At 57.5% G+C, this 26834-nt stretch carries 26 protein-coding genes and 2 pseudogenes; 10 read left to right on the top strand and 18 right to left on the bottom strand.

Annotated features, from left to right (window positions below; translation table 11 throughout):
• Positions 1-21: 21 nt before the first annotated feature.
• The 4 genes from D7X94_RS10170 to D7X94_RS10155 form a co-directional block, all read right to left on the bottom strand.
• Positions 22-1158 carry a cysteine desulfurase family protein gene (locus D7X94_RS10170; protein ID WP_120427609.1) on the bottom strand — a complete coding sequence of 379 codons (1137 nt, stop codon included), beginning with the start codon at positions 1156-1158 and terminating at the stop codon, positions 22-24.
• A gap of 5 nt (positions 1159-1163) precedes the next feature.
• Positions 1164-2177 (bottom strand): D-2-hydroxyacid dehydrogenase, encoded by a 1014-nt coding sequence (locus D7X94_RS10165; RefSeq protein WP_243111254.1) that lies wholly within the window; start codon positions 2175-2177, stop codon positions 1164-1166.
• 221 nt (positions 2178-2398) lie between these two features.
• Positions 2399-4312 carry an NAD(+) synthase gene (locus D7X94_RS10160; RefSeq protein WP_120427608.1) on the bottom strand — a complete coding sequence of 638 codons (1914 nt, stop codon included), beginning with the start codon at positions 4310-4312 and terminating at the stop codon, positions 2399-2401.
• Between the two features lie 95 nt (positions 4313-4407).
• The gene (locus D7X94_RS10155) at positions 4408-5439 is read right to left on the bottom strand and encodes a GNAT family N-acetyltransferase (protein WP_120427607.1); all 1032 of its coding nucleotides are present in this window, start codon (positions 5437-5439) and stop codon (positions 4408-4410) included.
• A gap of 295 nt (positions 5440-5734) precedes the next feature.
• Between D7X94_RS10155 and D7X94_RS10150 the strand changes: the two genes are divergently transcribed.
• Complete coding sequence (locus tag D7X94_RS10150; RefSeq protein ID WP_158590987.1) at positions 5735-6622, top strand: glycoside hydrolase family 25 protein; 888 nt, start codon at positions 5735-5737, stop codon at positions 6620-6622.
• Positions 6623-6631: 9 nt separating this feature from the next.
• Positions 6632-7540, top strand: a complete 909-nt coding sequence (locus D7X94_RS10145) for a glycoside hydrolase family 25 protein (protein WP_120427605.1) — start codon at positions 6632-6634, stop codon at positions 7538-7540.
• A gap of 427 nt (positions 7541-7967) precedes the next feature.
• Here D7X94_RS10145 and D7X94_RS10135 read toward each other — a convergent pair whose 3' ends face one another.
• The 6 genes from D7X94_RS10135 to D7X94_RS10110 form a co-directional block, all read right to left on the bottom strand.
• Entirely contained in the window at positions 7968-9233 is a 1266-nt protein-coding gene (locus tag D7X94_RS10135) for a murein hydrolase activator EnvC family protein (RefSeq protein ID WP_120427603.1), read from the bottom strand.
• Between the two features lie 272 nt (positions 9234-9505).
• Positions 9506-9847, bottom strand: coding sequence for a hypothetical protein (locus D7X94_RS10130; RefSeq protein WP_120427602.1), 342 nt, complete (start codon positions 9845-9847; stop codon positions 9506-9508).
• A 4-nt stretch (positions 9848-9851) separates the two neighbouring features.
• The gene (locus D7X94_RS10125; RefSeq protein WP_120427601.1) at positions 9852-10127 is read right to left on the bottom strand and encodes a hypothetical protein; all 276 of its coding nucleotides are present in this window, start codon (positions 10125-10127) and stop codon (positions 9852-9854) included.
• A 204-nt stretch (positions 10128-10331) separates the two neighbouring features.
• Positions 10332-10538, bottom strand: coding sequence for a helix-turn-helix domain-containing protein (locus D7X94_RS10120; RefSeq protein WP_120427600.1), 207 nt, complete (start codon positions 10536-10538; stop codon positions 10332-10334).
• A gap of 9 nt (positions 10539-10547) precedes the next feature.
• Positions 10548-11138: a hypothetical protein gene (locus D7X94_RS10115; RefSeq protein ID WP_120427599.1), complete on the bottom strand. Its 591-nt coding sequence runs from the start codon at positions 11136-11138 to the stop codon at positions 10548-10550.
• Positions 11139-11209: 71 nt separating this feature from the next.
• Complete coding sequence (locus tag D7X94_RS10110; protein ID WP_120427598.1) at positions 11210-11881, bottom strand: HAD family hydrolase; 672 nt, start codon at positions 11879-11881, stop codon at positions 11210-11212.
• A 755-nt stretch (positions 11882-12636) separates the two neighbouring features.
• On the opposite strand from D7X94_RS10110, the gene D7X94_RS10105 reads away from it, so the two are divergent.
• Positions 12637-13809, top strand: coding sequence for an NAD(P)-dependent malic enzyme (locus D7X94_RS10105; protein ID WP_120427597.1), 1173 nt, complete (start codon positions 12637-12639; stop codon positions 13807-13809).
• 301 nt (positions 13810-14110) lie between these two features.
• Positions 14111-14671 carry an ECF transporter S component gene (locus D7X94_RS10100; RefSeq protein WP_120427596.1) on the top strand — a complete coding sequence of 187 codons (561 nt, stop codon included), beginning with the start codon at positions 14111-14113 and terminating at the stop codon, positions 14669-14671.
• A 504-nt stretch (positions 14672-15175) separates the two neighbouring features.
• On the opposite strand, the pseudogene D7X94_RS10095 reads toward D7X94_RS10100, so the two are convergent.
• Positions 15176-15342: pseudogene (locus tag D7X94_RS10095) on the bottom strand (IS200/IS605 family transposase); the annotation flags it as partial.
• Between the two features lie 182 nt (positions 15343-15524).
• On the opposite strand from D7X94_RS10095, the pseudogene D7X94_RS10090 reads away from it, so the two are divergent.
• Positions 15525-15761 (top strand): annotated as a pseudogene (locus D7X94_RS10090) (transposase); the annotation flags it as partial.
• Between the two features lie 268 nt (positions 15762-16029).
• Here D7X94_RS10090 and D7X94_RS10085 read toward each other — a convergent pair.
• The 5 genes from D7X94_RS10085 to pheS form a co-directional block, all read right to left on the bottom strand.
• Positions 16030-16332, bottom strand: coding sequence for a hypothetical protein (locus D7X94_RS10085; protein ID WP_120427594.1), 303 nt, complete (start codon positions 16330-16332; stop codon positions 16030-16032).
• A gap of 32 nt (positions 16333-16364) precedes the next feature.
• Positions 16365-16616 (bottom strand): IreB family regulatory phosphoprotein, encoded by a 252-nt coding sequence (locus D7X94_RS10080; protein ID WP_120427593.1) that lies wholly within the window; start codon positions 16614-16616, stop codon positions 16365-16367.
• A gap of 70 nt (positions 16617-16686) precedes the next feature.
• Positions 16687-19050: a phenylalanine--tRNA ligase subunit beta gene (pheT, locus tag D7X94_RS10075; protein ID WP_120427592.1), complete on the bottom strand. Its 2364-nt coding sequence runs from the start codon at positions 19048-19050 to the stop codon at positions 16687-16689.
• 74 nt (positions 19051-19124) lie between these two features.
• Positions 19125-19403, bottom strand: coding sequence for a hypothetical protein (locus D7X94_RS10070; protein ID WP_120427591.1), 279 nt, complete (start codon positions 19401-19403; stop codon positions 19125-19127).
• A gap of 12 nt (positions 19404-19415) precedes the next feature.
• Complete coding sequence (gene pheS / locus D7X94_RS10065) at positions 19416-20444, bottom strand: phenylalanine--tRNA ligase subunit alpha (protein ID WP_120427590.1); 1029 nt, start codon at positions 20442-20444, stop codon at positions 19416-19418.
• A 416-nt stretch (positions 20445-20860) separates the two neighbouring features.
• Here pheS and D7X94_RS10060 point away from each other — a divergent pair, with 416 nt between their 5' ends.
• On the top strand, positions 20861-21289 hold the full coding sequence (locus D7X94_RS10060; protein WP_120427589.1) for an SdpI family protein: 429 nt from the start codon (positions 20861-20863) through the stop codon (positions 21287-21289).
• Between the two features lie 129 nt (positions 21290-21418).
• Entirely contained in the window at positions 21419-21958 is a 540-nt protein-coding gene (locus tag D7X94_RS10055) for a DUF6106 family protein (RefSeq protein WP_120427588.1), read from the top strand.
• A gap of 141 nt (positions 21959-22099) precedes the next feature.
• Here D7X94_RS10055 and D7X94_RS10050 read toward each other — a convergent pair whose 3' ends face one another.
• Positions 22100-22330: a hypothetical protein gene (locus D7X94_RS10050; protein ID WP_120427587.1), complete on the bottom strand. Its 231-nt coding sequence runs from the start codon at positions 22328-22330 to the stop codon at positions 22100-22102.
• A 555-nt stretch (positions 22331-22885) separates the two neighbouring features.
• On the opposite strand from D7X94_RS10050, the gene D7X94_RS10045 reads away from it, so the two are divergent.
• Genes D7X94_RS10045 through D7X94_RS10040 form a run of 3 tightly spaced genes read left to right on the top strand, consistent with a single transcriptional unit; the run spans position 22886 to position 24234 of the window.
• Complete coding sequence (locus D7X94_RS10045) at positions 22886-23104, top strand: hypothetical protein (protein WP_120427586.1); 219 nt, start codon at positions 22886-22888, stop codon at positions 23102-23104.
• A 33-nt stretch (positions 23105-23137) separates the two neighbouring features.
• Positions 23138-23281 carry a hypothetical protein gene (locus D7X94_RS18460; RefSeq protein ID WP_158590986.1) on the top strand — a complete coding sequence of 48 codons (144 nt, stop codon included), beginning with the start codon at positions 23138-23140 and terminating at the stop codon, positions 23279-23281.
• Positions 23260-24234 carry a beta-galactosidase gene (locus tag D7X94_RS10040; RefSeq protein WP_120427585.1) on the top strand — a complete coding sequence of 325 codons (975 nt, stop codon included), beginning with the start codon at positions 23260-23262 and terminating at the stop codon, positions 24232-24234. Before D7X94_RS18460 ends, D7X94_RS10040 begins: the two co-directional genes overlap by 22 nt.
• A gap of 232 nt (positions 24235-24466) precedes the next feature.
• Here D7X94_RS10040 and D7X94_RS10035 read toward each other — a convergent pair whose 3' ends face one another.
• On the bottom strand, positions 24467-26821 hold the full coding sequence (locus tag D7X94_RS10035) for a SpoIIE family protein phosphatase (protein WP_120427584.1): 2355 nt from the start codon (positions 26819-26821) through the stop codon (positions 24467-24469).
• Between the last annotated feature and the right edge of the window lie 13 nt (positions 26822-26834).

Raw genomic sequence — 26834 nt, 5'->3', positions numbered from 1 at the left:
CCTCCTTCTGGTATTTTTTCACTATTCCTTCGCAAGACTCTCCAGTCCCGCCCGGATTCCCAACCCCAGAGCCTTTACGTCCTCCTCTGTGGTGAACCGAGAGAAGCTGGCCCGCAAGGCCGAGGATACCCGCACCCTGGGCAGACCCATGGCCTCCAGCACATGGCTGGGCTTGGCCTTTCCGCAGGCGGATCCGGCGGATACAAAGACCCCTCGCTCCGCCAGGAAATGGAGCATGGTTTCCGCCCGTACGCCCACCGGGGAGAAGTTCAGGATATAGGGCAGGCCGCCCTCTGGGGAGTTCAGCTCCACCCCTGGGATGGACAGCAGCTCCCGGCGGAGCAGGCTTTGAAGGCCCTCCATCCGGGCCTGGAGCTCTCCCGGCCTGGGGGCCAGCTCCACGGCTCTGGCAAAGGCCCCGATGAGGGGCAGGCTCTCCGTGCCGGACCGCAGGCCCTTTTCCTGGCCTCCGCCGAAGGCTCGGGGGAGGATCCGCACGCCCTTTTTCACATAGAGCACCCCTACCCCCTTGGGCCCGTGGACCTTGTGGCCACTGACGGTGCACAGATCCGCCCCCAACTTCTGGAGAGAGAAGTCCACCTTACAGAATGCCTGGACGCAATCCGTGTGAAGTAGCGCCGGGGCCCCCTTGCGCTTAATGGCCCGAGCCGTCTCCCGCACAGGCAGCAGGGCCCCCGTCTCGTTATTGCAGAGCATCACGCTGACCAGCACGGTCTCCCAATCGATGGCCTCCTCCAGCTTTTGGGGATCCACGGTCCCGTCGGGCTCCGGCTCCACATACGCCACCTGAAAGCCCTGGCGCTCCAGCTCCCGGGCGGCGTTCAGCACCGAGTCGTGCTCCACCGCCGTGACGACGATTTTCCGGCCCAGGCGCTTCCGGGCCTCCGCCGCTCCCAGCAGGGCCAGATTGTTGGCCTCTGTGCCCCCGCCCGTGAAAAAGATCTCCTCGGGCCGGGCCCCCAGCCGGGCAGCAACCCTCTCCCGGGCGGATTCCAGCTCTTTTTTCGCCAGAAATCCCCGGCTGTGCAAGGAGGAGGGGTTGCCGTAGTCCTCCACCATCAGCCGGACCGCCTCCTCCGCCGCCTCCTTCAGCACCTGGGTGGTGGCGGAGTTATCCAGATAGTGCTCCTTTTCCATGGACCTCACCGCTTCCGATATCCGGTGGAGAAGTCCACCTGATTGCGCAGAGGCTCTCCGGCCAGGAATTTCCGGAGATTCTCCTCGAAGATCCCCACGATCCGCTCATGGGTCTCCCAGAGATGATAACCGCCGGATACGTGGGGAGTCACCACCGCCGTGGGAATCTGCCACAGCCTATGACCCTTGGGCAGGGGCTCCGGCTCGGTGACGTCCAGACCGGCCCCGCCCAGACGGCCACTCTCCAGGGCATCGCACAGGGCCTCAGTGTCCACGATGTACCCCCGGCCTACGTTCAGCAGCACCGCGCCGGGCTTCATGCTCTCGATGCGCCGGCGGTTCAGCAGGCCCCGTGTGGCCGGGGTGCCGGGCAGGGTCACAGCCACCACGTCCGCCTCTGAGAGAAGCCGGTCCAGATCCCCAATAAGGCGGACCTCGTCGGCATAGTCGAGCTTGGGGCCCTCCGTGCGGCGCACGCCCACCACGTACGCGCCCATGGCCTTGCACAGCCGGCCGAAGTCCCCGCCGATGTCCCCCATGCCCAGTACCAGGACCTTTGCCCCGTACACCGAGGCCACGTTTCCCTGACTGGCCCAGTCCTCCCGGCGCTGGGCGTCCCGGTAGAGCTCCAACTTCTTCATCACCGAGAGCAGCATCCCCAGCATGTGCTCGGAGATGGCCAGGCCATAAGCCCCGGTGGCGTTGGTGAGGAGGGTCCCCGGGCGCAGAACCCCCGGCTGAATATAGGGCTCCACCCCGGCGCTGCTGGTCTGGACCCACTGAAGGTCCCCGGCGGTTTTCAAAAGCTGTGGGTCCACGTTGCCCAGAACGGCGTTCGCCCAGGCCACGTCCTCCGGCTCCAACCTGGGGACCGGAACCAGCTGGTCGAAGGGCAGGGCCCCGCCCCGACCGGAGGGCAGGTCCTCGCCCAGGCGGAACCGCAGCTCTGCCCCGGCTCCCGCCTGCCTTAAGGCCTCTGTCTGTCTCTCGCTTACCGGCATGGTCACTAGAATATTCACGATTGATTGCTCCTTTCTAAAGGTCGTGGGACTCCGTCCCACACCCTGCGAGCTTTTGAAAAAGCTCGAGCAAAACTTTTACGTTGGTCAGCTGAGCTAAAAACGCTAATTGTCTGCGACGAACGAAGTGAGGAGGCAGGGCAAAAGTTTTGTCCACTTTTTCAAAAGTGGCGGTGGTTTGGAGGCAGAGCCTCCAAGGTCTTAAAACACAGCACCCAGCCTTACAACTCGTCGATCTCTTTGAGCCACAGCGCCGCGCTGGCGTCGCTGGGCATCCGCAGGTCCCCTCTAGGAGACACCGCCACGGTACCCACCTTGGGCCCGTCCGGCAGGCAAGAGCGCTTGAACTGCTGGGTGAAAAACCGCCGGGTAAACACTCGCAGCCAGCCCTTGATCACCTCCGGAGTATAGTCTTCCGAGAAAGTGCGGCAAGCCATACGGTAGATCTTCCCCGGCCCGAAACCGTGACGCAACATGTGGTAGAGGAAGAAGTCATGGAGCTCATAGGGTCCCACCAGCTCCTCGGTTTTCTGGGCGATCTCCCCGTCCTTGGGTGGCAGTAGCTCCGGGCTCACCGGGGTGTCCAGCACGTCTCGCAGAGCCTCGTCCAGAGCCCCCCCCAGCCGCTGGGCCTCGAAGCTCACCAGATGGCGCACCAGGGTCTTGGGCACATCGGCATTCACCGCGTACATGGACATATGGTCCCCGTTGTAGGTGGCCCAGCCCAAAGCCAGCTCCGACAGGTCCCCGGTGCCCACCACGATCCCGCCCCGCTGGTTGGCCAGATCCATGGCTACCTGCATTCTCTCTCGGGCCTGGGCGTTCTCAAAGGTCACGTCGTAGTTTGCGGGGTCCTGGCCGATGTCCTCAAAATGACTGAGCACTGTCTTTGCGATGGACTGCTCCCGGAACTCCACCCCCAGCTCCCGGGCCATGGTCTCCGCGTTGCGCCGGGTCCGCTCCGTGGTGCCGAAACAGGGCATGGAGATGGTGAGGATGCCCTTGCGGGGCAGGCCCAGGATATCAAAGGCCCGCACTGTGACCAGCGCCGCCAGGGTGGAATCCAGCCCGCCGGAGAAGGCGACCACCGCGTTTTTGCAGCTAATATGCTTCAGGCGGGTGGCGAGGCCCTGGGCCTGCATGGTGAGGATCAGTTGGCAGCGCTCCTCCCGTGTGGCCGGGTCCTGGGGCACGAAGGGCTGCCGGGAGAACCGCCGCCGGGGGGAGAACCGCTCCAGCGTCGTCCTGTCATACCGGAAGGGGATTCGTATCTGTCCCATGATCTCCCCGTCCGTCCAGGTATTGGTCCGGCGGCGCTCGAAAAGGAGCTCTTCCAGATCTACCTCGGCTACGGTCAGGCCGGTGGAAAACAATTGGCTCTCCCCCAGCACAGCGGCGTTTTCCGCGATGATATTGTGCCCGGCGAATACCATATCTCCGGTGGACTCGCCCGATCCCCCATCCGCATACACATAAGCGGCCAGGATATGCCCGGACCACATGCGCACCAGATCCCGGCGGTATTGGGCTTTCCCTGCCACTTCATTGCTGCACGAGGGGTTGAATATCACGGTAGCCCCGGCCTTTGCCAGACCAATGCTGGGAGGCTCCGCGTCCCACAGATCCTCGCAGATCTCCACCCCGGCGGTGAATCCCTCCACATTTTCGCAGGGGAAGAGCAAGCCCTCGCCCAGCCAGGTTTTTTGCCCACAAAAGACGATCTCCTTGGGCGGACGGGCGGGAGAAAAGTAGCGGGCCTCGTAGAACTCCCCGTAATTGGGGATGAAGCTCTTAGCCGGCAGGCCCAGCAGCCTGCCCTTATGGAACACTGCCGCGCAGTTATAGAGGGAGCCTTGGGAAGCCACCGGAATCCCTACCACACACAGAATGTCCAGGTCTTTTGTCTCTTCCATCAATTTCTCAAGGGCCCGCTCCGCCCCTTTCAGCAGCGCCTGGTTATGGAATAGATCTCCGCAGGTATACGCGGTCAGGCACAGTTCCGGCAGGCATACCGTCCCGCACCCCTGTTCCGCCGCCTCCCGGATGAGCTCCCCGATTCGCTGGGCGTTCTCTTCCGGACTGGCTACTACAATCTCTGGGGTAGCCGCCGCCACCCGGAAAAAACCATCTTTCATGGATTTCAATCCTTTCCTTGTTTTCTGCATTTTATGTTTCCGAAAGACAAGCGCGTAAACCCGCTTTCACTCAAAAGGCATACCTTCTGGGATTCTCACCGTTTGTCCTGTCCGGTCATCTTGGTAAGCAGAGCCAGCAGCGTGCGTTTCTCCTCCTCTGTCAGCTCCGCGCTCACCTGGTCCCCCCAGCTGCCCAGACGGCTACGGATCACCGGCGCCAAGGCCTTGCCCTTTTCCGTAAGATACAGCTTGTTCTGCCGGCGATCGCTCTGGTCCGTTTCTCGGTAGAGATAGCCCAATTCCTCCAGCTTTTTTGTGCGCCGGGTCACGTTGCATTTTTCCAGATACATGTGGCTGGCAATGCTGTCCTGGCTGGCTCCGGGATGGCGGTCCACATGGAGTAGGATCATGTACATGGCCCCGACAAAATCATACTCCTTCAGGCTCTCCCCCATAAATTTCCGCCGGCCCCGGTAGAGAAACGTCAGCGCCCTGCCCAACTCCCGGGAGAACTGCCCGTGCTCTTTCGCTGCGGAGCGGACCCGGCACACATCCGCGAACACCCTGCCCCGGCCTAGATTCTTGGGCACGACAATATGATAGAGCGCTTCCAGAGAAGCGGCCACTTCCTGGTCCCGTATAGAAGATCCCTCCTGGCCATGGGCAGGCAGAATCATGATCCGGTAGTCCACGCCGTAAAGCCAGGAGCTTACCCCTGTAGGCTGGGCCCCCGCCCGCAGATAGAAGTCGATCCTTCTGCGGCGCAGGCCAGCCTCCTGGGGTGTGGCGGCGGCTTCCGGCGCTTCCACCTCGAAAATCACATAGCCCAGTCCCTCTTTCACAGCATATCCCTTCAGCATCTGGAGGAACTGGGAGCCGGTTCCCTGGTTTCTCCGGGAGGGCTCCACAGCAAAGTAATTCAGAAGAGCGGCGGCAGAATTCCGGATGAAAACGGCGTAGGCGGCAAGGTCCTGACCGTCAAAGAAGCCCAGGGCCGTTTGGGCTCCCTCCCAGGTCAAGGCTTCCATACGCTTCCAGGGCATGAGCTCGTCGGGGGGAAAATCTCTTGCGAGGGAGGAACGGTATATAGCGCGGAGTTGGTCAAGGCTAAGAGGGCGAAGGTCCATAGAGAAAAGTCCTTTCGAATTGCAATACGTATAATTATAACTAATCAAGTCCAAAAAGATATTTTGAACAGGCGGCGTAGCCGTCCAGCCTAAAAACGATATTTACCGATTTAAGTGGATTTTACTATAAAATATAACTCTATTTTACCAGACTTTTCCCCGAAGGGCAAGGACTAAAAAAAGTGGAAATTTGGGGGATTTTATTCCCCTGCTTGCCTTTTTCGGGAATATCGTATATAATAATACTGGAAAACTTTATTTTTCCTGAAATTTTCCAAAGGAAAGGATGGCCGCCATGAAAATGGGAAGAAATCTTTTTGTGGCTGTAACCGCCCTTCTGGTGGTGGTTATCATCGCCATTTCCGCCGTAACCCTGGCCCAGGGGCCCCGGAACAGCGCGGTGGAGCTCATCCATCGCTCGGGCTCGTCGGCGGAGGTCAACGACCTGTACGAGGGCAACACCACCATCCCGTTTTATGACGGGATCCCCCAGAACACCTACATGCCCGACGATTTTACCGAGGACAAGGGCGTGATCGAGTATGTGGGTCCGGAAAAGACCTATGTGGGCATCAACGTGAACGAGAAGAAGGGCGATATCGACTGGCAGCAGGTGAAAGACACGGTGGACTACGCCATGATCCGGGTAGGCCATCGGGAGTATATGCGGGGCAGGATTATCGCGGACTCCAAATTTGAACAGAACATCCAGGGCGCCATAGACGCCGGGCTGCCTGTGGGGGTTTACTTCTACTCTCAGGCTGTGTCCGACGCAGAGGCAGAGGCGGAGGCCAGCTTTGTTCTGGAACATATCCGGGACTATTCCATGACGTATCCCGTGGCCTTTTATTGGGAGTACAAGCTCAAAGACGACGGCAGTCAGGATGAGAATTCCCGCACAGTACGGTGCAACGGCGACCAGGTAACAGGGTTTATCGACGCTTTCTGTGGAAAAATCAAAAGCGCGGGATACACTCCCTGTTATTACGCAGACAAAAGCATGGCCTATAATCGGCTGGACCTCTCCCGGCTCTCCAACTATGATCTTTGGTATGCGGAGTACAGGCCCGCCCCCAGCTTTTTCTATGATTTCAAAATCTGGCAGTACACAAAAGAGGGGGAAGTGCCGGGCATTTCCGAGAAAGTGCCTGTCAATATTTCCTTTAAAACCTATAAACCCTAGGAGGAATGGATGAACGGTTTAAGCAAAGCTCAAATCCGGCGACTGGCTCTGATCTGCGCAGCAGTGGCCCTGGCTGTGGTGCTGATTGTACTGATTATTGTGTTCGCTACCCGGGAAAGCCACGAAGAGCCCAATCAGCCCCAGGGCGAGAACACCCGCGTCATCCCGGAGGGGATGCGGCTGATTGAAGATATCTATAACGGCGAAATGATCGTGCCGGATTTCGATGTGCCCGAAAACAAATATGACCCAAAAGGATTTTCCACTGGAGAGGACGGCCTCAAACGGTACAAAGAAGCCAGCATCGGCATTGATATTTCTGAGTTCCAGCGGGATATTGACTGGTATGCGGTAAAGGCGGCGGGTATCGACTTTGCCATTATCCGGGTTGGCTATCGGGGCATGACCCAGGGGCTGCTCACCGAGGACAGCAAATTCCAGGAGAATTTCCAGCAGGCGGAAGCGGCGGAAATCAAGCGGGGGGTCTATTTCTTCTCCCAGGCGGTGACCGAGGACGAGGCGGAAGAAGAGGCCGAATATGTGTTGGAAAAGCTGGACGGGGCGAAACTGGAGTACCCTATTGTGTTCGACTGGGAAGATCCTGTGCCCAGCGAGGACCTTCCGGCCAACACCCTGCGGGCTTTGGACTGCTCTGGAGACACGGTGAGCAAATGCGCCCAAGCCTTTTGCCAGAGAATAAAAAAAGCCGGTTACATACCCTGCGTCTATTTTAATAAGAATCAAGCCTACAATTTTTATGATCTGGAGATGTTGAAGGATTTCGATTTCTGGTACGCGGACTATAACCCCCTGCCCGCAGTATGTTATCACTTTCGCATGTGGCAGTATAGCGAGTCCGGCACGGTGCCGGGCATTGAGACGACCGTGGACTTGGACCTGTGCTTTCAGCCATATTAGGCAAACCACAAAGGCTCCCAGACGGTTTTTTCCGGGCAACGCTCAAAACTGCCAAAATTCAGCATCAAAACGGCGTGGCCTTACGGGCTATGCCGTTTTCCCATTCTGTAACAAATCCTCCAAATCGCCCTGTAGGGTCAAACCCGTTAGCCATCCTTCCTTTACAGCCCCCCCGGCTTTTTCCCGGCCCTTTCTATCCAAATTGTAAAAGCCAACTGGCTGTCTATAATCAGAAAGCTCCCAGAGCATCAAATTTACAAACTTTTTGGCTTTATCTTCCACTTGAAGAATGCCTTATCAAACTCACCGGGTATATAAACAAAAATGCTTGAAACCTAGACATCTCTAAGTTTCAAGCAAAAAACATCCCTGCCAAACCCCTATGGCCGACAACAAATCAGCCTGGGTCTGGCAGGGGCGTTCATCATCAGAACAGGAAATTCCTCGGGTTTACCCGCACGCCATTCTGATATACCTCAAAGTGCAGGTGGGGGCCGGTGGAGTCGCCGGTGTTGCCCTCCCAACCGATCACATCCCCCTGGTTCACATACTGGCCGGTGGAGACGTTCAGGTCGCTCATATGGGCATAGCGGGTGCTATAAGTATCGTTGTGGTAGATGAGCACATAGTGGCCCCAGCCGCCGCCCCAGCCGCTGGTATTGGTGTCGATGACCGTGCCGGATTCCGCCGCCACAATCGGGGTATAATAAGGACCGGCAATGTCCATGCCGCCGTGGCCTCGGGCTCCGCCATACTCGTCGGAAATATAGGTGACACCGGGCATGGGCCAGCAGGGCCGGAAGCCCTCCACGCCGCCGCTGGTATTGGGCGTCCAGGGCGCGGTGGTAGCTCCCCCTCCGCCGGAACCGCCATTGGCAGCGGCCTCCTCCTGACGGCGGCGCTCCTCCTCTTCCCGGCGCTTGCGCTCTTCCTCTTCCCTTCGCTTCTGCTCCTCTATAATGGCTTGCATTTCCGCCACATTGGCATCCATCTCGGCCTCGTTCCGATCAAGCTCTTCCGCCGTGGCCCCTTGGGCGCCTTGCAGGTCCGCAATGGCCTGGGCGTTCTCTGCGTACAGCTCGTCCAGTTCCTTCTGCTTTGCCTCCAGGCCCTTTTTCAGGTCCGCCACCGTGGCCTTCTGCTTCTCCCGTTCCTCTCGTTCGTCCCGGGTATCGTCCATATATTGGGAAATCTTGTCAATGAGCTCCTGGTCGTGATGGCTTACGCTGTTCAGCAGCTCAGAGCGCATGGAAAAGTCGCTGAAGCTGTTAGAGTTCAGCAAAACCTCCAGAGTGCTTACCGAACCAGCCCGATAAATCGCCGCCACCCGCTGACGGAACTGCTCAATGGTATCAGACATTTCATCTTTCGACTTGTCCAGTTTTAGCGTCAGCTCATTGATGTTGCCGTTCAGCTCTTCGATGTCCCGGTTGGCCGTGGAAATCTGTGTTTCCAGCACCTCAATTTTCTTCTCCAGCGTCTCCTGATATTCCTGTTTCTGGGCCTCATCTTCCCGCAGCTGTTCCAGCTTGGCCTGCAATTCCAGGCGTTCCTGCTCCAGCTGCTTCTGCTCGGCCTCCACTTCTTCCGCTGTGCGGGCCATGACGGAAACGGGAACCGCCGCCACCATGAGAAGGGCCATCAGCCCGCTGGCAATCCGTTTGGGTAGCCTGAACCGGAAATGCGACTTCATATTTATCCTTCCTTTCCAAAAAGGGAAAATTCAATAGACATGAGGGCTTGTTTAAAAGGTCGAAAATGCTGTCCTTTGCCCGATTTCCCGAAGTGAAGATCAAAAGCAGCCCCTTTTTAACCCGAAAATGAACTGCCCTTGAACAAAATCCATCATTTTCTCAATTCTTAAATAAGTCCTAAGCTCTCGCTTTATTATACCGGAAAAGCCTGTCCGGTTTTTTCCCTTTTGGAAATATCGTGTAAACAAATCGTGAATGAGGCTGGATCTTCTCACCATCTCCGCTGGCTGCTGCGGTAATTCCACCGGTGAGGCGGGGGAACATATCGCGTAGAATGGTCCAGCTTTACCGGATTCTGGCCCTCCACAGAGGCCGGCACCAGTAGCTTTCCGCTTTTGGGCCTGCCTCCAGCCAAGGCAGCGGCCGCCACCCCCATAGCTCCGGCTCCCACCAGGCTCCAGCAAGCCACTCCCACCTGATGGAAATCCGGCGCGCCCCCTCTAGAAACCGGCGCGCCCGCTTCTACCTCCCGACAGGGACCGGCGGCAGCCAGGACCATGGCCACGGCCAGAATTCCCAGAAGCCGCATGCAGTGGAAGAACCCTCGTTTCATCTGCCTACCTCCTGCTTCTTTCATGGGGAATGCAGCCAAAATCACAGAGGAACTCCCAGGCCTTGTCCAATCTGGTAATATCCCAGCTCTTCTCCCTGCCAAAGGCCTTTACCGTCAGTTCTGTGTGGGGGCCCAGCCTGTCCACCTTTGCCAGAGGATCGCTGTCTCCAAAGCTGAGCTTCCGGCCTTGATAATCCACGGCCAGAAATCCCGCCCCGGTGAGAAACACGAACAGTCCCAGCCCAAACCCCAGCCAGAAGGGCCTTCTATCTCTTTTCATCGCGCACACTTCCCGTTTTCTTTTTCGATTAGTTTCTCTGGAAAACGGGAAATTATGCGCTTAGAAAGCATACTTTATTTAAGCAGAACACCGGCATAGCCTACAGACCGTGCCGGTTCCGGAACCAGATTGAATTCCGAGTGATGAACGCCGTTCTTCTTCAGCCTTGCGGGAGAAGGTCCCGGGCCTTTTCCGCCGGAATCGTTACTCCTCATACTCCAGAATATCCCCTGGCTGGCAATGAAGCGTCTCGCACAACGCCGCCAGGGTGGAAAACCGGACGGCGTTCACCCGATTGTTCTTGATCTTGGAAAGGTTCGCGTTTGTAATTCCCACCTGCTCCGCCAGCTGGTTCAACGATATTTTCTGTTCCAGCATGATCCGGTCCAGGCGTAATATGATGCGTCCCATGCAGCCTCCTTATACCAATCCATCCACATCCGCCTGCATCCACACCCCCAAAGCGAACACCTGGGACAGGCAGAGCATGAGGATGCCTGTGGCCGCGCTCTGCACTCCCGCGCTGACCTCCGCATTTTCCGGTCCCACCAGCAGAAACACCAGGGAACTGGCCGCGAACTCCACCACCGTGACAGAGAGGAAGAAAATCCCGATCTCCCGGAGCATCCGCACATTGTCCTTCTGGAAGGGGGTTTTTCCCCTGGAGAATTTCGTCAGCCCCTGGGTGGTGCGCAGGATCAGGTTCACATTGCGGAACACCCAGGCCATTAGCTCCAGAATCAGCCCGGCGGTCACAAAAAAGATCACGCAGGCAGCAGAATTCAGGGTCCCGTCCGGGTTGACGCACACAAGGGAAAAACCGTGGACGGCCAGCTCTTGGCCGGGGTCCCCGGACCCGGAGACCAGCTCACGGTCCACCAGGAAGAGGATCAGGCAGACCGCCATGGACACCGCCCCGATGGTGTAGGCGATTTCAATGAATTTGGAGAGGAATGTGGCGGCCTTGGTCAGGGCGTTCATGCGGGCTTCATTTTTCTCTGGGTTTGTCATAACAGATACACCTCCGGTAAATTTCTGTGTCTCTATCTATACCGCAGGATATATCGTTTTTCAATATATTTTTATTGTTTTTCGATAATTTTCATTAGTCGTCCGGGATCCCCCGCCAAATATTTTGCTCCATGCGCAATCAGCTCTTCTTGGGTACGGAATCCCCAGAGCACTCCACAGGTGTCCATCCCAGCGTTGCGGCCCGCATCCATATCCACCCCACTGTCGCCCACATAGAGAGTCTCCCGGGGAGGAACGCCCAGCTCAGCGGCCAGGGCGAGAAGGGCGGTGGGGTCCGGCTTGGTGGGAATGCCTTTCCGCTGGCCATGGACAGCGTCAAAAATGCCTGGGTACAGCCCCGCCACAATGGCCCGGGTCATATCGTCTGGTTTGTTTGAGAGCACCGCCATCCGGACTCCCCGGTCATGTTGGCGCACCAGGCCTTCGGGAACGCCAGGATAGGCGCCCACTAAGTCCAGCGGGTCCGCAGCATAGCGGCGGTCGTATTCAGCACGGAAGCGGCGGATCTCCTCTTCCGGGAGGTCCGCCCCCACCCGTTTCAGCATACGGCGCATGAGTAGGTCCGCGCCGTTGCCCACCAGCAGCCGGTATTCCATGATGTCAATGGAGGGCAGGCCGAAGGCCTCAAGGGTGCGGTTGCCAAAGTGGGCAATGGAGTGGAGAGTGTCGGCCAGGGTGCCGTCCAGATCAAAAATGCAGGCACGGTAGGACTTGTGTTCCATGTCAGTTACCTCGATTCTTTAAGACCTTGGGGACGCTGTCCCCAAATCCCTGCAACCTTTGAAAAGGTTGACGAAACTTTTACCCACTCCTCGCTTTGCTCACGTGAACGTTTTGCGTTTTTCGCAAAGCCACAACACATTGCGCGGTCAAGGGGCATTAGGCCCCTTGTGGGGTTTGGGGCAACGCCCCAAGGTCTTATCTTTTGACCTTTACTCCTGAGAAGCGCAATTTTTGCGGGGTGAATTGGCGGACGGAGTCCGCCAAGAGGGGTGCTTTTTGCAAGAATAAAAAGCACCCCTAGTCCCGGAACCAGCTGCCCTTCGTCGGGGGGTGAGCGTGTGCCTGTGGCACACACGCCGCGAGCCGACAGGCGAGATCCCCTATCCCGGCTGCGGAGCAGACGGGACAATCCCTTGGAAACCGGAACCAGCCAGCTCTATGTGTCCAGCACCCAGCGGTACTCCGCGGGCCGAAAGCCCGCCGAACACGCTTCGCCCGGCGCGCGCCACAAAATCCATATTATATTATAAATCCGCAGGCGGAAAAAATCAATGGGTCGTTCCAGCTTTGCTCCCAGCTCGATTCCGCCGCCATGCTCCGGGCCGTGTGCGCGGAATCACAACAAAAGAAAAAGGCGATGCGGAGAGATGTTTGGCAGATTGGCCCGATTGATTTTAGCTGGGCAAAGTGATATAATCGGAATTACAAAGGATTGTCTGCCGCATATTTATAGAGAGAATTATGAGGGATCATCATGGACTATATGCAGAAAGCCCTGGAAATGCACGAGAAGTGGCGGGGGAAAATCCGGGTGGAGACCCCCTGCCCCCTGGAAAACCGGGACGACCTCTCCGTGGCCTACACCCCCGGCGTGGCCGCTCCCTGCCTGGAGATCCAGAAGGATCCGGAGCTGTCCTTCGCCTATACCCGCCGGGGAAACCTGGTGGCGGTTGTCACCGATGGCACGGCGGTTCTGGGCCTGGGAGATATCGGCCCTGAGGCGGGAATGCCTGTGATGGAGGGCAAATGCGCCCTGTTCCAGGCCTTCGCCGGGGTGGACGCCTTCCCCATCTGCGTCCGCTCCAAGGATGTGGACGAGATTGTGCGCACGGTGGAGCTCATCGCCGGATCCTTCGGGGGGATCAACCTGGAGGACATCGCCGCGCCCCGGTGTTTTGAAATTGAGCAAAAGCTCAAGGAGCGCCTGGACATTCCCGTGTTCCACGACGACCAGCACGGCACCGCCGTGGTCACCGTGGCTGCCATGATCAACGCTCTGAAGCTGGTGGGCAAGGAGATCGGGGAGGTCTCCGCCGTGGTAAACGGCGCGGGGGCGGCGGGCAGCGCCTGCACCCGGCTGCTCATGGCCCTGGGCCTGCGGAACGTGGTGGTCTGCGACAGGCAGGGCGCCCTCTGCCCCGGCGAAAGCTGGATGACCCCCGCCCAGGCGGAGCTGGCGGAAGCTACCAACCCCCAGAGGAAAACCGGCCCCCTCAGGGAAGTGATCCGGGGGGCGGACGTGTTCATGGGCTTCTCCGCCCCGGGCTGCGTGACGGAGGAGATGGTGGCCTCCATGGCCAAAGACGCCATAGTGTTCGCCTGCGCCAACCCCACCCCGGAGATCTTCCCCGAGGAGGCGCTGGAGGCGGGAGCCCGTGTGGTGGGTTCCGGCCGGTCGGACCGGATGAACCAGATCAACAACGTGCTGGCCTTCCCCGGCATTTTCCGAGGGGCCCTGGACGTGCGGGCCAGAGAGATCAACGACCAGATGAAGGTGGCGGCGGCCAGGGCCCTGGCCGGGCTGATCCCCGAGAGTGAGCTGCGGGAGGACAATATCATCCCCAGCGCCTTCGATAAGCGGGTCGCACCGGCCATCGCGGCGGCGGTGGCCCAGGCGGCACGGTCTACCGGGGTGGCACGGGTATAGCCTCCGGCAAGGTCGTGGGACTCCGTCCCACACCCTGCAACCTTTGAAAAGGTTGACGAAACTTTTACCCACTCCTCGCTTTGCTCGTCGTGAACGTTTCATATTGTTTTGACAAGCTAACCTGACAACCGTAAAAGTTTTGTCCACTTTTTCAAAAGTGGTGGGGTTCTTAGGGGCAACAATCGCCAGTGGCGATTTCCCGTCGCCGACCGAAGCGGCAGCTGAGACTCAACGCCCCTAAGCTGCCAGAGGCCGTCAACACTCAAAAAAGATTTTCATGAACAGAAAGGACTGATTTCAGATGGAAAAGAAAATCTACAGAATCGCGGCCATTGGGGTTTTTGCGGCGCTGGTGTTCGTGTCCAACTACATGAGCGTGCCCGTGCCCGTGGCTATTGGCGACGTGAGCCGGATCCACTTCGGCAACATCTTCTGCCTGCTCTCCGGCTTCGTGCTGGGGCCCGTGGGCGGGGGGCTGGCGGCGGGCATCGGCTCCGCCCTCTACGACCTGACCAACCCGGCCTACATCGCCAGCGCCCCCTTCACCTTCGCCTTCAAGTTCCTGCTGGCGGCGGTGTGCGGCTGGGCCGCCTACGCCCACGGAGCCAAGGCCGAGAACCACGGCCAGAATATCCTGGCGGCCGCTGCGGGCAGTGTGGCCTATATGATTCTGTATCTGGGCAAGGCCTTTATCCAGGGAATTCTGTTGGGCAGCGAGCTGGGCACGGTGCTTACCGCTCTAACCACCAAGCTGGTGACATCCAGTATCAATGCGGTGATCGCGGTAGTGGTTTCAGTGCCACTGTGTGCGGTGGTACGGCTGGCGTTAAAGAAGAGCCATCTGCTGGATAAAATGGCCTAGAATCCGCATTCATAAGGGAAGTTTGCCGGATGAGCGAGAATTCTCAGAGCGGATCAAGAACGATCCATTTTCACGGATTCTAACGGTATGGCAGAGAAATTTAACGCGGAGCCACTCTGACAGAGCCCGGGGATTGCAGGCTGTGAACACAGTCGCTTAAGGCCCACAGCAGTTTCTCTCCATTGGGCTTTCCTTATATAATATAGCAGCCTTTCGGTAAGCTGTTGCCCGTTCGAAAGATAGTGGCATTGGGGCCGCAGGACAATGGAATTTATTCTGTAAGGGGCAAAGTAGTTTATCCACCCGGCTTTCTGGTCGGATGCCCCTGCTCCATGGTGACACAGCATAGAATGCTCCTAAAACTCTGTGTTAAACAAGGAAAGGATCGTCCGAAAGGCAAAAATAGAAATCCCCCGGCGAAGTCGGGGGTATTTCATATGCGGGCAAAGCCCTATGATTCAAGCCACGCGTCACGTCGCGTTGGCACGCATCTGCGTGCGGTTCTTATCTGCGGCCCGTAAACGGGCTCTTTAGAAGTTCCCCATCGTCAGCTCTTCTCCGGCTTTATCCTCGTCCAACTGGTGTCGGATGTACTCCTATATCTTTTTCGCATTCTTGCCCGTTGTGTCTACATAGTACCCTCGGCACCAGAACTCTCTATTCCGGTACTTAGAACCTGTATTCACAAGAGGAAAAGTCTGCGGTAAAATGGAGATATGGAAGAAAAAGTGTGAGAGTCGTACCCGAGCGACTTGACAGATGAGCAGTGGGAAGAAATCGCCCCGCTCTATACAAGGATGCGCAACTGCACATGGAGTAAGACGGGCATTGACGGAGGGAAAAAGCGAAAGGCAGAAAACGGCACATCGTAGTTGATGTGTTGGGTTGTTTGCTGTTTGTTGTGGTTCATGCCGCCAATATTCATGACACAAAAGGCGGAATATCCACCGCTAAACGAGCGTATGAGCAATATCCATCTATTCAAAAGTTCTGTGCAGATGCTGGGTATCGGGATACTTTCGTTTCTGATTTAAAGCAGCAGCTTGACCTTGGTGTTGATATTTCAGAGAAAATCAAGTCCCACCAATGAAAAAAACTTCCTTGATGATAGGTGGTTGAACGCACCCTCTCTTAGCTCAATCATTCCAGACGTCTTAGAGTAAAGAATATAAGATTTCCATCTCATCCGCTGAGGCTATGGTCAAAATCTCCCATTTCCATATCTTACTCAAGCGCTTATGAATACAGTTTCTTAATTAACTATATAATTTGACCGTAGCGGGTTCAGTCTTTCCGAAAAGCAAAAACGGGCGCCGCCCTTTCCGGCACGCCCGTTCTCATTCTTGATTTCGTTTTTCTTACTCGGCCAACGCCCGGGTCAGCCACGCGTCGGCAATGTCCAGCGCCAGATAAAGACCGTCTTTCTCGCTGGTCTTTACGATCTGTTTGCGGGTCCGGATCTCTGGGTCGGTGTACATCAGCTGCACCGTGACCTTTTCAGCCACCTCCAGATCCCCCACCTTTTTCTTGGATTTCACGTCCATCTTGATAACGTATTTATCCTTCATACTGCCATAATAGATGGTGTCCCCGCTGCGCACCAAAGGCTTGCCCTTATAAGTGGGAAATCCGTTCCCGGCGGTTTTCTTCTGCTCGCTCATTCAGTCACCACGCTTTTTATAGTATAGTTTTCTCACTCGCCCAGATAGGTCCGCACCATGGCTTTCAGCAATTCATCCCGGTCGATGCGGCGGATCAAGCTACGGGCATTGTTGTGGGTGGTAATGTAGGTGGGATCTTCTGACAGCAGGTAGCCCACGATCTGGCTGATGGGATTGTAGCCCTTCTCCTTAAGCGCGTCATAGACTGTCAATAGGATGCGCTTCATGTCAGCCTCGCGCACCTCGTCCAGGGAAAAGGTAATCGTATTGTGGTCCTCTGGCATTTCCGCCACCTCCACATCGGTAAGATTTTTTATGATATACCGTTTATTGTACTAGACTTTGCTGGGAAAGTCAACCCCTCAGCGCCACGCCGGCTTTTGCCAGCTTTTCCACAACACCGTCCACCACCGGCTGGACCTCCTCCTTGGAAAGCGTTTTTTCATTGGAGGAGAAGGCGAACCGCAGGGTCAGGCTCTTCTGACCGTTCTGGATGAACGAATCGATGAGAGACACGTCTTTCAGGCTGTCTCCCATGCCGACCCAGGCGGACTCCATATCCGCAAAGCGCATGCCTTCCGGCAGCAGCAGAGACAAGTCGATATCGATTCCCGGAAAGCGGGAGGGCTCCTGATAGGTCAGGCCGCCGTCCGGCAGCAGGGCAAACTCATCCATATCCAGCTGGGCGCAGACCACCGCAGCCTTCTTGTCGATGTTCTTTGCCACAGAGGGCTTCAGGGCGCACAGCCAGCCCAGGGTCCTGCCCGCGGCCATAATCACAGCAGTGTTCCGGGGATGCTGCCATCCGTAGGCGGCAGAGGCGTTTGCCAGCTGGAACTCCTGACGTTTCACGCCGCGGCCCAGGGCTTTCACCATTTCGATAAGTTGGAAATACAGCTCCTTTTCCGTTTTAACGCGGCTGTACAGGGCGATTCCCAGCTTTTTCCGCTCGCTGCACAGACCGTCGGGAAGCAGCCCCTCGCAGACCCGACCGATTTCAAACACGCCGAATTCTGCCGCAAAGGAGCGATTCTCCTGCAAAACCGCCAGCAGAGTAGGGCCCATACTCCGGCGAAGGACCTCATGGTCAGGAGTCTGGGCGTTGATGAGCCGCACGTTCTCCTCCGGTTCCAGCCCCAGGCTCTTTGCCTTTTTTGCATCCGCCCAAATATAGGAATGTACCTCATGAAGCTGATAGCTCTGTACCAGAATATCCTTTACAAAATTGTCGGTTTTATTTTGGGGGCTTTTCTTTTGGGGATAGAGGGGGCTGAGGGTGGTGGAAACCGCGAAGTTGTCATAGCCATAAACACGGGTAATCTCCTCGATAATGTCCGCCTTAATGGTTACGTCTTTGGTAGCCCGCCAGCTGGGCACCTTCACGGTAAACCGGTCCGCGCTGCAATCCGCGCCAAAGCCCAGGGAGCGCAGGGTATCGAGAATTCGGCTGTTCTCAATCTCTATGCCCGTATACCGGTCCACGTAGGCCTTGTCAAAGGTCAGCTCCACCTCTGGGTAATGTTTCACATACACGTCCGTCAGGCGGGAGATCACTTGGGCCTCGGGGTCCACATCTAGAAGCAGTTTCATAAACCGGCCGATGGCGGGCACGGTCATCTCCGGGTCCAGGGTTTTCTCATAGCGCATGGAGGCATCCGTGCGCAGACCCAGCCGGGTGGAGGACTTCCGCACGCTGGCCGCGTCGAAATTGGCGGATTCCAGCAGCAGGCTGTCGGTGTCCCCCTCAATCTCCGAGTCCAGGCCGCCCATGATGCCCGCCACGGCCACGGGCTTGCCGCCGGAGCAGATCATCAGGGTATTCTCGTCCACCTTCCTCTCCACGCCGTCCAGGGTGGTGAAGGAGAAGGCCTCGGGGAAGCGCTTCACCTCAATGCGGTCCACTTTGGCGCAGTCGAAAGCGTGCATCGGCTGGCCCATCTCCAGCATCAGGTAGTTGGTCAGGTCCGCCAGCAGGTTGATGGCCCGGCTGCCGCAGTAGAACAGGCGGATGCGCATGTTCACCGGGCTGACATTTTTCGTGATGTTCCGCACCTTCAGGCCGGTATAGCGGAAGCAGAGCTCCTGATCCTGCACGTCGATGGCAATGGGGTCCAACTGGTCGAAGGCCTCCAGGGAGACGGTCTCCAGGGGCCGCAGCTCCCGGCCGGTGAGGGCGGCGAACTCCCGGGCGATACCGTAGTGCCCCCACAGATCCGGGCGGTTGGTCAGGGACTTGTTGTCCACCTCGAACACCGTGTCTTTGATGGCATAAATCTCGGTGATATCCTTGCCAATGGGGGAGTCCTCCGGCAACTCCATCAGGCCGGAGTGGTCGGCGGAGATGCCCAGCTCGTGCTCCGAGCAGCACATGCCGTGGCTCTCGTACCCGGCGATTTTCGCGCAGGAGATCTCCTGGCCCGCCACCATGCCCCCCTCCTTCACAAAGGGGACGATGAGGCCCTCCCGTACGTTGGGGGCGCCGCAGACCACGTCGTAGATCTTGTCGCCGCCGTCCACCTTTAAGAGGTGGAGCTTTTTGGAGTCGGGATGGTTCTCCACGGAGAGGATCTTCCCCGCCACCACGTCCCGCAGGTCCCGGCCCATCTCCATAACCTCCTCCACCTCGGCGGTAGAGAGGGTGAAGCGCTGGATCAGGGCCGGCAGATCCAGGCCAGAGAGGTCCACAAAGTCGCTTATCCAGTTCATTGAGATTAACATAGTTTTCCTTCTTTCCTCACTTCATGCGTCAAAACCAATGACTCTTCTAAAGAACCTGTATTCACAATCTGCAATCATCCGGCGGTCTTAGGCGCCAGCTTGTCTAAAATCTCCTGCAGCTGCTGAGCAGTGGATTTCCCGTTGTCCTTGCCCATCTGTCTGTCCAGCGTTTCATACAGGATCCTCAGGGTCTCGTCCTCCTCCTTCAGCTGGCGCATATCCTTGGCACGCTTCATGCTCTCCACCATTGCCATAAACAGCTGGTTCATACTTGCGGAGGCCGGCCTGCCAGCCGGGGCCTGGGGCTGGGATTGGTTGACATTTCCCGTGATCGTCTTATTGTCTATCTGCATCGTGTCCTCCTTTTACTCGTGCCGGAACTGGCTGAGGGCCTTCAGATTGCCGCTGTTCAGGTCCCGGATATCCTTGACGCCGTATTTCATCATCACCAGCCGGGTGAGCCCCAGGCCGAAGGCAAAGCCGGTGTATTTTTCAGGATCCACGCCGCCCATTTTCAGCACGTTGGGGTGAATCATCCCGCAGGGGCACAGCTCCACCCAACCGGAATGGTGGCAGGTGGAACAACCCTCGCCGCCGCAGATCAGACAGTTGATGTCCAGTTCAAAGCCCGGCTCCACGAAGGGGAAAAAGCCCGGCCGCAGCCGCACCTTCACGTCCCGCTCAAAGACCTCGCTAAGCATGGTTTTCATAAAATAAATCAAATTAGAAATGGAGATATCCTTGTCCACCATGATCCCTTCCATCTGGAAGAAGGTGTTCTCGTGGCTGGCGTCGGTGGCCTCGTTGCGGAAGCACCGTCCCGGGAAGATAGACCGGCAGGGCGCGCCGTACTTGCGCAGAATAGCGTTCTGGGCGGCGGAGGTCTGGGTTTTCAGCAGCTGGCCGTTCTCCAGATAATAGGTGTCCTGCATATCCCGGGCGGGATGGTCTTTAGGAACATTTACCGCTTCAAAGCACTCGTAATCCGTTACGATCTCCGGATAATCCTCAACTGTAAAGCCCATGGAGGTAAAAATCTCTTCCAATTGCCGCTGTACTATGGTGATGGGATGGTAAGAGCCCGGGTCGCCGCCTGCGGGCAGGGTCACGTCGTACTGCTCCGCCCCATCGATAGCCCTCTGCTCCTCTGCCGCCTGAATGGCCTCAATCTGGTGGAGGAGTTTTTCCTCCACCTGTTTTTTCAGCTGGTTGATATGCTGGCCCAGTTCTTTTTTCTGGTCAGCGCTGGCATTTTTCAGGCCCTTGAGCAGCTCGGTGACAGAACCCTTTTTTCCCAAATAAGCCACTCGCAGCTTTTCCACCGCTTCACTGCTGACCGCTTTGGAAAGCTCTTGCTCAAAGCTCTCCCGCAGCCCGTCTATTGTTTCCTTCATCTTGCCCGATTCTCCTTCGTTGCATTCAATATATAAGATGCGTCCATTATAGCACTTTCCCCACCGGGTTTCAAGAAATTTTTCCCCGGAGCGCGCTTTTGGGGACGATGTTTTGGCCTCCGGCGGCTTAGGGGCGTTGCCCCTAAGAACTCCACCACCTTTGAAAAGGTGGACGAAACTTTTACCCTGGTTAGTTGTGTGCGGTAAAGCCAGACATGTCGACCGGTCCAGCTGGTCTTAAGCTGGTCGTCGTGTGGGGGCGAAACCCCACGACCTTGCCGGAGTCGCGCCATTTGCAACGAAGGCCTTCCACTACTCCAAAAATCACTACTCCAAAAGCCACGCACCTTAGCCCCCCCCGACGGCTTGACATCTCCTGCGCCGGATGGTATCATAGTAAAAAAGGAGGAAATCCCATGTGGCTTTGGCTTACCACTCTGTGTTTCACCCTGCTTATCCCGGGGACCATGGTGTTCTTCGGCTTTCTCTGGAAGAAGCGCCCGCCCAAGGATATAAATTGCCTCTACGGCTACCGTACCGCCCGGTCCTCGAAAAGTCAAGCCGCCTGGGATTTTGCTCACCAAAAGATCGGGCGGATCTGGCGGGCTTGGGGAATCGGGAGTCTTTGTTTCTCTGCGGCGGTGTTTTTTCTGGGCTCCCTGGCCCTTGCCCGGTGGAACCCCGGCAAGCTGGGGGCGGAGGAGTACACGGACGCGTTCAGCTGGCTGAGCCTGGGGCTTACAGCCGTACAGTTGGTCCTGCTGATCGCCTCCATTTTCCCGGTAGAGCGAGCGCTGAAGCGCTTCTTTGACGAAGAAGGGAACCCCCGCCGGAAAAACATTTGAAAAATGAGCGTCGCGCTCTTGGATTTCCCTCTAAAATATGGTATAATTTTTTAGAAGGAAGCAGCTTTTGATCTTTGTCTTTCCAGACGAATTAGTAATGTATTTTCCCAAAAGAAAGGATTTGTAAAAATGGGCGATGTCTTTGTAGAACGCATGGTAAAGAAAAAATTTGAGAGCACAGACGCTTTGGTTGTGGCCGGCGTGGTAATTGGCGTTACGGTTGTGACCTTTCTGGGCTTTTTTGTAGGGCTCCTGATCATAGGGATGCCCATGATCACCCTGCTCATCGCCGCCGGCGCCATATGGGGCGGCTACAAGCTGATCTCCATGCGGATGCTGGAATTCGAGTACAGCCTCACCAACGGCTTCGTCACGGTGGACAAGATCATGAACCGCTCTACCCGCAAGCGGATGACCTCTTTTGAGTGCGATTCCTGCGAGGATATCGGCAAATACACCGAAAACGAGGCCCGGCTAAAAACCCGCTCCTTCGACACCCGGGTATTTGCCACTCAGTTTGCCGACCACCGAGATTCCTGGTACATGATTGTTCGTAGCGGCAAAACCGGAAAAACCCTGGTGGTGTTCGATCCGGACGAGGACTTGCGGGACGCCATCAAAAAGTACATCCCCCGGCCGCTGAAATTCGAAAAGTTTGGCCGAAATTAGGATAGAAGCCGCCTTTTAAAAAAGCAGACCAGCCAATGCCGCTATAGCTTTGGCTGGTTTTTTGCGCTCTATCGTAGCCGTGTGCTTGGGAATCCGGAAGATACCGACTCCCTAGTTCACTGCCGCGCCGGACAACGCTGCCTACACTTCCTCCTCCGGTTCTTCCTTGGGAATCGCCATAGAGGAGAGTTCTTTGTAGCTTTCCCGTTCTGCCCCGTCTACCGGTGAGCGGTACATGAGCCCCGTGCACTCGTTAGCCGAGGCCACGTTAGAGATGTCCGGGAATGCTTCCTGATCCGGCATTTCGTGCTCCCGATAGTCGATCTCCGGCCTGAGTTCCTGGGTTTTGTTCCGACCGTCTTTTTTTCGCATACTTCGCCTCCCAAAGGTTTCTCATCCGGAGTGTTCCCTGGCTTCAGGGGAAATATGCTCTCCACCTTGACGCCCTTTCCGCATAATGATATCGTGGTACGCTTTTTTGTAAAGAAATTCTTACATGCATAACGGCAGATACATTTTATACTTTTATAGAGTGATACGGTGCGGCCTCCGCGAGTCTCACCTGCCGGTTCGGTCAGTTCGCGGCTTATCTGTCACTGGCAGATGCTCTCCCCAAACCCGCGCCAGCGGTAAACTTGGCGTTGCCAAGTTTCGACCAGCTGGACCGGTCAAAGCTGTCTAGGGGAAAATGCTTCGTAGACTTCGCAAAGGTGGTAGGGTTCTTAGAGGGAGACAATCGCCGGTGGCGATTTCTTGTCGCCGACCAAGGCGGCATCTGAGACTTAATGCTCCTGAGTCGCCGGAGGGCACGAACTGTGTGTCCGGAGGCCAATACATAACATTATAAACCCCGACCCGGAGCTGGACCAGTGGGGCGGCTGGAAGCAGAAGCCCCTGACGAAAACCGGCTACTTCCATGCGGAGAAAGTGGACGGTCGCTGGTGGCTTGCGGACCCGGATGACAATGCGTTCCTCTCCACCGGCGTGGACTGCGTTGGCCCCGGGGTGGACGTAATGCGGGAGTTCATCCCCCATCTGCCGTTGGAGACCGAGGACTTCACCCCGGCCCGGAGCCGCCGGGGATCCACGGAGTTTGCAAACTTTGGCATCGCCAATCTGATTCACGCTTTCGGGGTGAACTGGTAGGAGACCTGGGCAAAGCTGGCGAAGGACTACCTCTTGGAGCAGGGCTTCAGCACTGTAGGCAACTGGTCCCAGCCGGAGTTTATCCGCTTTGCCAATATGGAGCGCATCCTCTGGCCCGGTCAGCAGAGGGAGGCGGCTACAAGGACCTGGACGCCATGCTGCGGCTGGGCCATGTGAACATCTACATGTTCGAGGGCGGCACCAACTTTGGGTTTATGAACGGTTCCAACTACTACGACGCCCTGACCCCCGACGTGACCTCCTACGACTACGATGCCGTACTCACCGAGGACGGGCAACTCACCGAGAAGTACCGGCGCTACCGGGAGGTTATCAGCCATTACAGAGAGATTCCCCAGGTGGAATTTACCACAAAAATCACCCGGAGAGCCTACGGCACGCTGCCTGTGCAGGAAAAGGTCAGCTTGTTCTCAATTCTGGAGGATTTGAGCACCCCAACCGAGAGCGTCTGGCCCCAGTCTATGGAGCAGTTGGGTCAGAGTTACGGCTACATCCTGTACCACTCCACTCTGGACACAGAGGAGCGCCTGGAAAAGCTCCGGCTGTGGAAGGCCAACGACCGGGCCAATATTTTCGTGGAGCGGAAGCCTGTTGCAACCCTCTACGACCGGGAGCTGCTGGAAGAAAAGGCGCTGAGCGTGGATTTCGCCCCCGGTGCGGAAATTGACATCTTGATGGAGAATATGGGCCGGGTGAACTTCGGCCCACGGCTGGAGGAGCAGCGCAAGGGCATCGCCCAGTTTGTGCAGATAAATGGGCATATCCACTGCCATTGGAAACAGTACCCATTACCCCTGGACAATATGGACAAGGTGGACTTCTCAAAAGGTTGGCAGTCGGGCCTGCCAGGGTTCTACCGGTTCACCTTTGAGGTGGACGAGCCCGCTGATACCCTCCTGGACTTCACCGGCAGCGGCCGGCGGGGGACGGTCTACGGCATCTACACCTTCTGCCAGTGGATGGGCGTGTCCCCCTGGCACTTCTTTGCCGATGTGCCAATACGCCCCAAAGAAGAGCTGGCCGTAACGCTCTGGCTTTCTTTGAGGGCGGGCACCAGTTCAATGCCCTCAGACGGCGCACCGTTTTGGATTTCTGTAACGTGGTTCTGAAGGCCGAGCCCCAGCGGCAATGTTACCGCCGGTTTGCCGGAGAGGGGGAAGCGACGGAGATACCCGCGATTCACTTTAGCTGGTGGGCGCCCAATCATGCCAACTTCCCCATTCATGTATAGAAGCCAGCCTCTTTTTTGCCGCTGTCTTTGACCGCTGTGGAGCCCGTCATCCAGTCCGTCTGCCCCCACGAATGGGTTTGAGTATGGCCCCTGGCTCTCTATAATCAGTCCTATCGGAGCACCAGCACCAGAGCGGTGACATCGTCCTCGTGGCCGTCACTGCGGCGTTTCTTGGCTTCGTCGGCGATGCGCTGGGCCAGAAGGTTGGGGGTTTCGTCCTCATCCCAGGCCATCACCATATCCACCAGCCACTCGCTGCCCGCCGCTACCACGCCGTCGGACACCATCACGATCATGTCCCCGGCGCTCAGGTCCCGCTGGCAGCTGGCAAACTCCACCCCCGGCATAATACCCACCGGCACACTGGAGGCCTCGATCACCTCGCTACGCCTACCTCGGCGCACCACTGTGCAGGCCGCTCCAGCCTTCTTGAACTCCGTTTTCCCTGTAAACAGATCAACGCAGGCCACATCCATAGTGGCCAGAGACTCGTCTCCCGACTTGGCGATCAGGGCGGAATTCACCGTTTGCAGCATACTGTCAAAGCCGATCCCCGCCTTTAAGAGGCTCTCCGCCATGGCGGAGGTCATGGCTCCGTCCACGGCCGCCCGGCCTCCGGTGCCCATGCCGTCGCTAAGCACCGCGATCAGCCGGCCGCAGCCATCGTAGAACACGTTGGTGCTGTCTCCGCAAAAGGCCCCGCCTCCGGCACAGTATTGGGCAAACCCCCTGCCCACGTCCAGGAGAGGCCGCTGGCACATCTGGATTCGGCACTTCTCCTCGGTGCTGCTCACGCAGGGGGGAGAAAAGGCCCGTCCGCAGGCCGCGGAAATCTCTCGGGTAAAGGCGGACCGGTTTAGACGCTTTTGGCGCTCCCGCGCGATTTCCGCCTCAATCGTCATTCGGTCAAACTTGTCCACCCGGCAGCAGACCTCCAGGGGTGTGACGCCATTGTCCCGAAGAATCCCCGCCACCCGCTGAGCGGCCTCCTCGTCAAACTGCTGATAGAGAGAAAACTCTCCCGCCATCTCTTCCAGAATTCCCGCTGTGGTACGGAAGTGCTCCTCCACCACCTCCCGCACCTGAGCGGTGCGCAGTTCGGCTGCCTCCTTCATTAAGTAGCGGGCGTAATTTTTGTTCAGCTCGTCCCGCATCTCCCCCACCCGGCAGCAGCGGCTGGAGAATTCCTTCGTGAAATCACAGGTTTCCAGCCGTTCCTTCTCTTTTAGGGGCCGGGAAAGCTGAGAAAAGTTCTCCAAAGTTTCCTCCTTGTATTTCCGCCAGCATACGGTGCTCAGGCCGCACCCGGCGCAGACCGTTTCCGTAGAGCGGTTATAAACCCCCTGGAGATTGGGCGCGCATATTGTGCTCAACTTCTTCGAGATTTCATCTACTGAAGCCGAAACATTGGTGAGAGCCTGCGCGGCATACTTCAGCCGCATGACAATGTTTCCCCGGAGGGCCCCGCCGCTGAGAGTCCCCCCGCGCATCCCAAATAGCTCTCCGATCCTCCTGCTTTTGGGCAAAAACATATATGCCACCGTAGCCACCGCCACCTCGACCGCCCCAGTGAAGATCTGGGTGTTTCCCGCCCCCACCTGTAGGGAGGCCACCCCATGAGAGATGATAAAAGCTACGGCAGCAGCTACCCGGCCCATGGGCGCGAAAACCCCGGCCATAAGTCCGCCCAGGCCATAAGCCCCGGATAAGTAGGAAAGCCCCGCCGTGGAAAGGCCCTGAATGGCTCCAGCGGCAACGCCCGCCACCGCCCCGCCGGAGATACCTCCCTCCCTGGCGCAGTATACCACCAGCAGAACCACCAGAATCCGCCCCAGGGAAACCCCCGCCACCGTCACCTGGGAAAAGGCCAGCACCACAATGCCCAAGCTAGCCGTGAGAGCCGCCACGTCTCCGTTGTCAAACACCGCCGCTCCCACCCCAGCCCGAACGCCCTGGCCATCGCCGGTGAGTCCTGTTAGAAGGTTCCCTGCCCGCCGGAGGAAATACGCTGTCCCTGCTCCTAAAAAGGCCTCTGCCACATAGAGCGCCGCCGTGTAGCTCACCGAACCGTTTAGGAACACCATGGTCATACCGGTGAGCAGCAGAGGAAGAAAGGCCGCTGCCGGAGAAAACAGCGGATGGGTATTCACGCTTTTCAGCTCGGACAAGGCCCATCGGATCGCCGTCACCGCTACCAGCGCCGCCGCGTAGCGTACAGGCACATAAACCGGCGAGGGGATGAGATACCCCAAAAAGGCTCCCAACGCCCCGGCCCAGAGCCCCCCTTTCGGCGCCGCAGCCGCCGCGGCCACCCCAAAGGGGGCATACTTTCCAAAGACCAGCCCCCGGGAACAAAGCAGCCCCGCCAAAAAGCTCCCTGTTGCTATCATGCCCTTTCGAGCCCCTTCCGTGCGCAGCTGCTCTCCAAACTGGAAAACAGCCTCCTTAAACTTCATCCGTTCCATGGATAACACCGCC

Origin of the sequence: Acutalibacter sp. 1XD8-33 (assembly GCF_003612555.1) — a bacterium.
Taxonomy (GTDB): domain Bacteria; phylum Bacillota; class Clostridia; order Oscillospirales; family Acutalibacteraceae; genus Acutalibacter.
Note: the sequence above shows the minus strand (reverse complement) of the source record. Positions and strands in the feature narration are given on the sequence as shown.